At 45.6% G+C, this 7,528-nt stretch carries 6 protein-coding genes; 5 read left to right on the forward strand and 1 reads right to left on the reverse strand.

What is annotated here, in order from left to right; all coding sequences use genetic code 11:
• Positions 1–111 precede the first annotated feature (111 nt).
• The 4 genes from bchB to F6K51_RS19035 all read left to right on the forward strand — a co-directional run bounded on the left by bchB (position 112) and on the right by F6K51_RS19035 (position 5,427).
• On the forward strand, positions 112–1,638 hold the full coding sequence (gene bchB, locus F6K51_RS19020; protein WP_293022899.1) for a ferredoxin:protochlorophyllide reductase (ATP-dependent) subunit B: 1,527 nt from the start codon (positions 112–114) through the stop codon (positions 1,636–1,638).
• An 80-nt stretch (positions 1,639–1,718) separates the two neighbouring features.
• A complete protein-coding gene (locus tag F6K51_RS19025) occupies positions 1,719–1,958 on the forward strand; it encodes a hypothetical protein (protein ID WP_293022902.1) in 240 nt (79 codons plus the stop codon).
• A 693-nt stretch (positions 1,959–2,651) separates the two neighbouring features.
• The gene (gene bchL / locus F6K51_RS19030) at positions 2,652–3,515 is read left to right on the forward strand and encodes a ferredoxin:protochlorophyllide reductase (ATP-dependent) iron-sulfur ATP-binding protein (protein WP_070391049.1); all 864 of its coding nucleotides are present in this window, start codon (positions 2,652–2,654) and stop codon (positions 3,513–3,515) included.
• 508 nt (positions 3,516–4,023) lie between these two features.
• Entirely contained in the window at positions 4,024–5,427 is a 1,404-nt protein-coding gene (locus F6K51_RS19035; protein WP_293022906.1) for a ferredoxin:protochlorophyllide reductase (ATP-dependent) subunit N, read from the forward strand.
• 147 nt (positions 5,428–5,574) lie between these two features.
• Here the strand turns inward: F6K51_RS19035 and F6K51_RS19040 are convergent, their stop codons facing one another.
• Positions 5,575–5,877, reverse strand: coding sequence for a hypothetical protein (locus F6K51_RS19040; RefSeq protein WP_293022909.1), 303 nt, complete (start codon positions 5,875–5,877; stop codon positions 5,575–5,577).
• Between the two features lie 852 nt (positions 5,878–6,729).
• Here F6K51_RS19040 and F6K51_RS19045 point away from each other — a divergent pair.
• The coding region (locus F6K51_RS19045) for a calcium-binding protein (RefSeq protein ID WP_293022912.1) at positions 6,730–7,528 on the forward strand (799 nt) is incomplete at its 3' end.

Raw genomic sequence — 7,528 nt, forward strand, 5'->3', positions numbered from 1 at the left:
ACATTTTTGATGATTGATGATTGATTTTTGATGCTTAATGCTTAATTTTTGATGATTGATGCTTGATGTTTGATACTTGATACTTGATATTTTAACAAGGGAGAATAGGATATGAAATTGGCTTACTGGATGTATGCAGGTCCTGCCCACATTGGCACACTGCGCGTTGCGAGTTCTTTTAAGAATGTCCATGCTATTATGCATGCCCCCCTAGGGGATGACTACTTCAACGTGATGCGCTCCATGCTAGAGCGAGAGCGGGACTACACTCCGGTAACTGCTAGTATTGTTGACCGGAACGTGCTAGCACGGGGTTCTCAGGAAAAAGTAGTGGACAACATCACCCGCAAGGATCAGGAGGTAAACCCTGATCTGATTGTGCTAACTCCCACCTGCACCTCCAGTATCCTACAAGAAGACCTGGAGAACTTCGTAAACCGGGCTCAGATGGATGCCAAGGCTGATGTGATGTTGGCAGATGTCAACCACTACCGGGTCAATGAATTGCAAGCGGCTGACCGCACCCTAGATCAAATTGTTCAGTTCTACCTCAACAAAGCCCGCAAGAAGGGTGAGCTCCCAGAGGGCAAAACCGCAAAGCCCTCGGTGAACATAATTGGTATTTCTACCCTTGGCTTCCACAATCAACACGATTGTACTGAACTGAAGCGGTTGATGGCTGATTTGGGCATTGAAGTTAACGAAGTCCTCCCAGAGGGAGCGTCTGTCCACAATCTGAAAAATTTACCTCGGGCTTGGTTTAACCTGTTGCCTTATCGGGAAATTGGCTTGATGAGTGCCCGTTACCTGGAAGAAGAGTTCTCGATGCCCTATGTCGATATTGCTCCTCTGGGTGTGGTGGAAACTGCTCGTTGTATCCGTAAGATTCAGGAAATCCTCAATGGTCAAGGTGCTAATGTCGATTACGAAGAGTACATCGACAACCAAACCCTGTACGTTTCTCAAGCTGCCTGGTTCTCTCGCTCCATCGACTGCCAAAACTTGACCGGTAAGAAGGCTGTGGTTTTCGGAGATAATACCCACGCTGCCGCTATGACCAAGATTCTGGCACGGGAAATGGGTATTCATGTGGTGCTGGCTGGGACTTACTGCAAGTATGATGCGGATTGGTTTAAGGAGCAGGTGAGCGAATACTGTGATGAGATCCTGATCAGTGATGATAATGGTGCGATTGGGGATGCGATCGCACGAATTGAACCTGCTGCGATTTTCGGTACCCAAATGGAACGGCACGTTGGTAAGCGATTGAACATTCCTTGTGGTGTGATTGCTGCTCCCATTCATATCCAAAACTTCCCCATCGGTTATCGTCCCTTCATGGGTTACGAAGGTACTAACCAAATTGCTGATTTGGTCTACAATTCCTTTACCTTGGGTATGGAAGACCACTTGTTGGAAATCTTTGGTGGTCATGATACCAAGGAAGTGATTACCAAGGGGATCTCTGCTGATTCTGACCTGAACTGGAGTAAGGACGCTAAAGCAGAACTGAATAAGGTGCCTGGTTTTGTTCGCGGTAAAGTGAAGCGCAATACTGAGAAGTTTGCTCGTGAGCGTGGCTTTAGTGAAATCACTCTTGAAGTGATGTATGCCGCTAAGGAAGCTGTAGGGGCTTGAGCTTAATACAGATTTAACCTGAATCAGGGGAGGTGGGGAGATAGGGAGATAGGGAGATAGGGAGATGGGGAGATAGGGAGATGGGGAGATGGGGAGATGGGGAATCAGATCAGTTTTCCCGATTCCCAATTCCCGATTCCCGATTCCCGACTCCCGACTCCCGATTCCCGATTCCCGATTCCCGATTCCCGATTCCCGATTCCCGATTCCCGATTCCCGACTCCCGATTCTTTGTACCTTTTTCAAAGTCTGTGACTCTATCGACGAATATTGCTGTGATTGCTCCGAAAAAATTTAATTATTATTTACAAAAAATCTGAATAGCTAGACCCGCCTATGGCTTCTGGTGGGTATGGATGATTTTGCCCAGCCATGGTCTATGGTGAGCAACGTTAACGGGTGGATCTCATTAAAGCTGTTTGAGCCGCTGGTGCGTTACGGGACGGGCTGTCCCAACAAGGCGTGAAGAGGCAGAAAATGAGGGCGAGCCCGTCCCTAACGCACCCTACGCAACATTTACAACAGTAGTACCCCCGCTTCATTCACCCTGGTGATTTAAGAGTTTTGTTTATTGTAATACTTTTTTATAAACTAATTTATAAAAATAGTTATTTAAATATTAAATTTAATAAATAAGATTTAAATTGCTTGAGATAATTGCTTAAACTCAAAAAAATCGATTTAAGCTAATTTAAAGGCTAGATCGATCAAAAAAACCCTGTATTTTCTAGTGCAGTTGGTGAATAATGCAATAAGCGCCGAAGCGATGCAGAGGTGCGACCCGTGGCGAATTTAATTCGCCAACGGAAAGCGCACCTAAGCGGTCTTGGGGGTTTCCCCCATGAGCGACTGCATCAAGACAAGCCAAGCAATCTATCGCTGGCTTTAGGGTCCCTCGCTTAACTAGTGCCTGAGATAAATCAAGCAAGCATAATTTTGGCAATTATGCTTTCGGCTGGCTTAGGGGCAAAGACAAAAGAAGAATTTTTATCTGAAACAGGAGATAACTAAAGGTGAAACTTTCAGTTTATGGAAAAGGTGGTATCGGTAAGTCCACAACTAGCTGTAATATCTCAGTTGCCCTAGCTAAGCGGGGTCGAAAGGTGCTGCAAATTGGCTGTGACCCGAAGCATGACAGCACATTCACTCTGACTGGTTTTCTGATCCCTACCATTATTGATACCCTTCAGGAAAAGGATTACCACTACGAAGATGTCTGGCCTGAAGATGTGATTTACAAAGGTTATGGTGGTGTTCATTGCGTAGAAGCTGGTGGTCCCCCGGCTGGTGCTGGTTGCGGTGGCTATGTAGTTGGTGAAACGGTTAAGCTGCTCAAGGAACTGAATGCTTTTGATGAGTACGATGTGATTCTGTTTGACGTTCTGGGTGATGTCGTCTGTGGTGGTTTTGCTGCTCCCCTCAACTATTCCAACTATTGCATGATTGTCACGGATAACGGTTTCGATGCGTTGTTCGCTGCTAACCGGATTGCTGCTTCTGTTCGTGAAAAAGCTCGCACTCACCCGCTGCGTCTGGCTGGTCTGATTGGCAACCGCACCTCTAAGCGCGACTTAATCGATAAGTATGTCGAAGCTGTGCCCATGCCAGTGCTGGAAATTCTGCCACTAATTGAGGACATTCGTGTCTCTCGGGTTAAGGGCAAAACGATTTTTGAAATGGCAGAAACTGACCCTAGCCTGGAACCGGTTTGCCAATACTATCTCAACATTGCTGACCAAATTCTGGCACAGCCTGAGGGGGTTGTACCTCAAGATGCACCAGACCGGGAGTTGTTCTCTTTGCTGTCTGACTTCTACCTAAATCCTCAAACCCCAGCAGTGACTGAGGAAGAAGAATTAGACCTGATGATGGTGTAAGCAAAGGTTGAAAGAAAGGTTGAAGGTTAGGAGGTTGAAGGTTGAAGGTTGAAGGTTGAAGGTTAGGAAGTTGAAGGTTAGGAAGTTGAAGGTTGAAAGTTAGCAGGTTGAAAGTTAGCAGGTTGAAGGTTGGAAGTTAGCAGGCGTAGGGTGCGTTAGGGACGGGCGAGCCCTCATTTTCTCGGTAGCCAGTGTTGAGACAGTCCGTCCCGTAACGCACCACCGGGTCAAACAGCTTTAATGAGATGCACCCGGTTGAAAGTTATAAGAGTCAACAGCAAACCTGAAAACCTTAAGCCGGAAAACCTTCAACCAACTAACCTTCAACCCTTAAAACCTTCAACCTTCAACCATTAAAACATTCAACATTCAACCTTCAACCCTTAAAACCTTCAACCCTTAAAACCTTCAACCCTTAAAACCTTCAACCATTAAAACCTTCAACCTTTAAACCTTCAACCTTAAACCCTGAAAACTTTAGAGAGAAACCAGGAGAGGAGAATTTTAAATGACTGTTGCTCAAACCCCTCAAGCCCTAGATTTTGAGTGCGAAACTGGGAATTACCATACCTTTTGCCCAATTAGCTGCGTGGCATGGCTTTACCAAAAGATTGAAGATAGCTTCTTTTTGGTGATTGGTACTAAGACTTGTGGCTATTTCCTCCAAAATGCGATGGGGGTGATGATTTTTGCTGAGCCACGCTATGCTATGGCGGAGTTGGAAGAAGGGGATATTTCGGCTAAGCTCAATGATTACGAGGAACTGAAGCGGTTGTGTTTGCAGATTAAACGCGATCGCAATCCTAGTGTGATTGTCTGGATTGGTACCTGCACTACGGAAATTATCAAGATGGATTTGGAAGGCTTGGCTCCCAAGCTGGAATCTGAGATTGGGATTCCGATTGTGGTGGCTCGTGCTAATGGCTTAGACTATGCTTTCACCCAGGGTGAAGATACTGTGTTGGCGGCTATGGCTCACAAGTGTCCGAAGGAAGCACCCCAGGTGGAAGAGGAGAAACAAGAACGGAATGCGATCGCAAAACTCCTCAACTTTGGACGCCAGAAAGAAGAGGTGGCTGCGGAAGAGTCAGACTATGCGGATCATCCACCCCTAGTGTTGTTTGGCTCCCTACCTGACCCGGTTGTGACTAACCTCACCCTAGAGTTGAAGAAGCAGGGGATTAAGGTGTCTGGTTGGTTGCCTGCTAAGCGTTACACGGAATTACCAGTAATTGAAGAAGGTTACTATGTTGCTGGGGTGAATCCCTTCCTCAGCCGCACCGCTACTACTCTGATGCGCCGCCGCAAGTGTAAATTAATTGGCGCACCTTTCCCCATTGGTCCGGATGGCACTCGGGCTTGGATAGAGAAAATGTGTTCTGTGTTTGGTATTGAACCAAAAGGCTTGGCAGAACGGGAAGCTAAAATTTGGGAAAGCTTGGAGGATTATATCCAGCTGTTGCGTGGTAAGTCAGTATTTTTCATGGGGGATAACTTGCTGGAAGTTTCCTTAGCTCGTTTCCTCGTTCGTTGCGGGATGACTTGCCATGAAATCGGTATCCCTTACATGGATAAGCGTTATCAGAAGGCTGAGTTAGCTCTGTTAGAACAGACTTGCCACGAAATGGGTGTACCAACTCCTAAGATTATCGAGAAGCCAGACAATTATAACCAGATTCAGCGGATTTATGAGTTGGAGCCGGATTTGGTAATTACCGGTATGGCTCATGCTAATCCTTTGGAAGCACGGGGAATTAATACTAAGTGGTCCGTTGAGTTTACCTTTGCTCAAATGCACGGCTTTACTAATGCCCGAGACATTCTGGAATTGGCAACTCGTCCGTTACGTCGTAATAACAGTCTCAAGGATTTGGGTTGGGATAAGTTAGTGAAAGAAGAGGCTAAAGTTTAGCGCTTCTTAGTGGAGTAGGGAAGTCAGAAGAGGGATCCCCCCTAACCCCCCTTAATAAGGGGGGAATTTTATAAGGGGGGCATCTTGCTGTGGAACGGGCCTCTGGCCTGTTTCCTGCCCACTCCACTCATATTCATTCTCCCCCTCTCATTCCCTGTTCCCGTCTTGATGCAGTCGCTCATGGGGGAAACCCCCGCGTGAAGGTAATGGTGCGCTTACAGTCGTCGAATTAAATTCGCCACGGGTCGCACCTGAGGCATCGCTAAAAATCATCATTGTCAGCCATGCTTTGCGCGAGTGGGGGAAACCCCCGTGAGGCCACTGCATCGCTTGTCTGTACCCCCATCTCCCCATCTCCCCACCTCCCCATCTCCCCATCTCCCCATCTCCCCATCTCCCCACCTCCCCATCTCCCCATCTCCCCATCTCCCCATCTCCCCATCTCCCCATCTCCCCATCTCCCCATCTCCCCATCTCCCCATCTCCCCACCCTCCCTCTAATTATGGGTATTCAACCTGACTTGATATTACTAACACAAGCTATTAAAAGCTTTTTAAGCATCCAATAAAAGCTTTTAATAAATCCTTTAACTGCAGTAAATTAATTCAACAAAATCTTTAACTAATCGATACGTAGAATTACGCTAACTTTATAATCAATAGCGAATTTTTCGCTTAGTATTAATCTATAAATGGAAGTATTCAGCCGACAGCTAACGCCATAGGCGCATCTACCATTGCCAGCTATCAGCCATTGCATGAGCTGAATGCTTACCTATAAATAGGGATTTTTTTCCGGTTAATTATCTTATATGAAGGGGAAAAAATCAATTCATTATAATGATATTCCGGATTTTTTTAGGCACCAATCAATATCTGTGCTCACTGTTGAATACAACAATTACAACGTAAGCTAATGGGCTACGCGCAGGCTACGCCAACAGCTATCAGCGTGTCGCGTATCAGCTAATGGGCTACGCGCAGGCTACGCCAACAGCTATCAGCGACCACTGACCACTGACTACTGACGGCTGAATGCTTACATTACAACACTAGTATCAGAACAATTATTGTGCCTTTAATTTCCCAAATTTAACTGCAAATTTGGCGTTGCTTATTCTGGGTATGGTTTTGCCCCCCTAGCCCCCCAATTTTGGGGGGAAAAATACTTTCTTGCGTCCCCCAAAGTTGGGGGATTTAGGGGGCTTGACCAAAACCAGATGATCGCGCATTCATTCCTTGATTCAGCAACGCCGCAAATTTAGGCAGCATCAATATTCCATTATTGGAGTAAATAAAAAAATGGCAATTATTTTAGGAACTCTCAACGAAGATAATTTAGAAGGTCTCCCTGAAAACGACATCATTCAAGCTTTAGATGGAAACGATATTGTTCGAGGACGGGAAGGGAATGATCTTATCCAGGGAAATCTAGGTGAAGATGTAATTTATGGAAATCAGGGTGATGATGTAATCCAAGGAAATGAAGGGAATGATCAACTCTTTGGTGGAGAAGGTGACGATGTAATTCAAGGTGGCGCTGGGAATGATCGAATTTGGGGTGATAGTGGTAATGATGTCCTCCAAGGCGGTGCAGGACATGATACTTTCCGAGACAGTAGCGGTGTTAACTATTTTGACGGTGGAGAAGGTTTTGATACCGTTACCTTTCAAAATCTAATCAACTCTGGTATTAAGCTCAATTTGGCTGAAGGCACTGGTAGTTACACCGATGAGCAAGATCAGGAAGTAGCACAAACTTTCATTAGTATCGAAAGGGTATTTGGTACTAATTTTAATGACGAACTAATTGGTAACGAGGTTAACAACACTTTCTTCGGTTTAGAGGGTGATGACAAATATGTCGGTGGTGCAGGACATGATACTTTCCGAGACAGTAGCGGTGTTAACTATTTTGACGGTGGAGAAGGTTTTGATACCGTTACCTTTCAAAATCTAATCAACTCTGGTATTAAGCTCAATTTGGCTGAAGGCACTGGTAGTTACACCGATGAGCAAGATCAGGAAGTAGCACAAACTTTCATTAGTATCGAAAGGGTATTTGGTACTAATTTTAATGACGAACTAATTGGTAACGAGG

It is taken from the genome of Moorena sp. SIO3I8 (assembly GCF_010692325.1).
GTDB lineage: Bacteria > Cyanobacteriota > Cyanobacteriia > Cyanobacteriales > Coleofasciculaceae > Moorena.

Coding starts and splice junctions, on each gene's coding strand:
- bchB (WP_293022899.1), top strand. CDS start 112: ATGAAATTGGCTTACTGGATGTATGCAGGTCCTGCCCACATTGGCACA.
- F6K51_RS19040 (WP_293022909.1), bottom strand. CDS start 5,877: ATGGGGAGATGGGGAGATGGGGAGATGGGGAGATGGGGAGATGGGGAG.
- F6K51_RS19035 (WP_293022906.1), top strand. CDS start 4,024: ATGACTGTTGCTCAAACCCCTCAAGCCCTAGATTTTGAGTGCGAAACT.
- F6K51_RS19025 (WP_293022902.1), top strand. CDS start 1,719: ATGGGGAGATGGGGAGATGGGGAATCAGATCAGTTTTCCCGATTCCCA.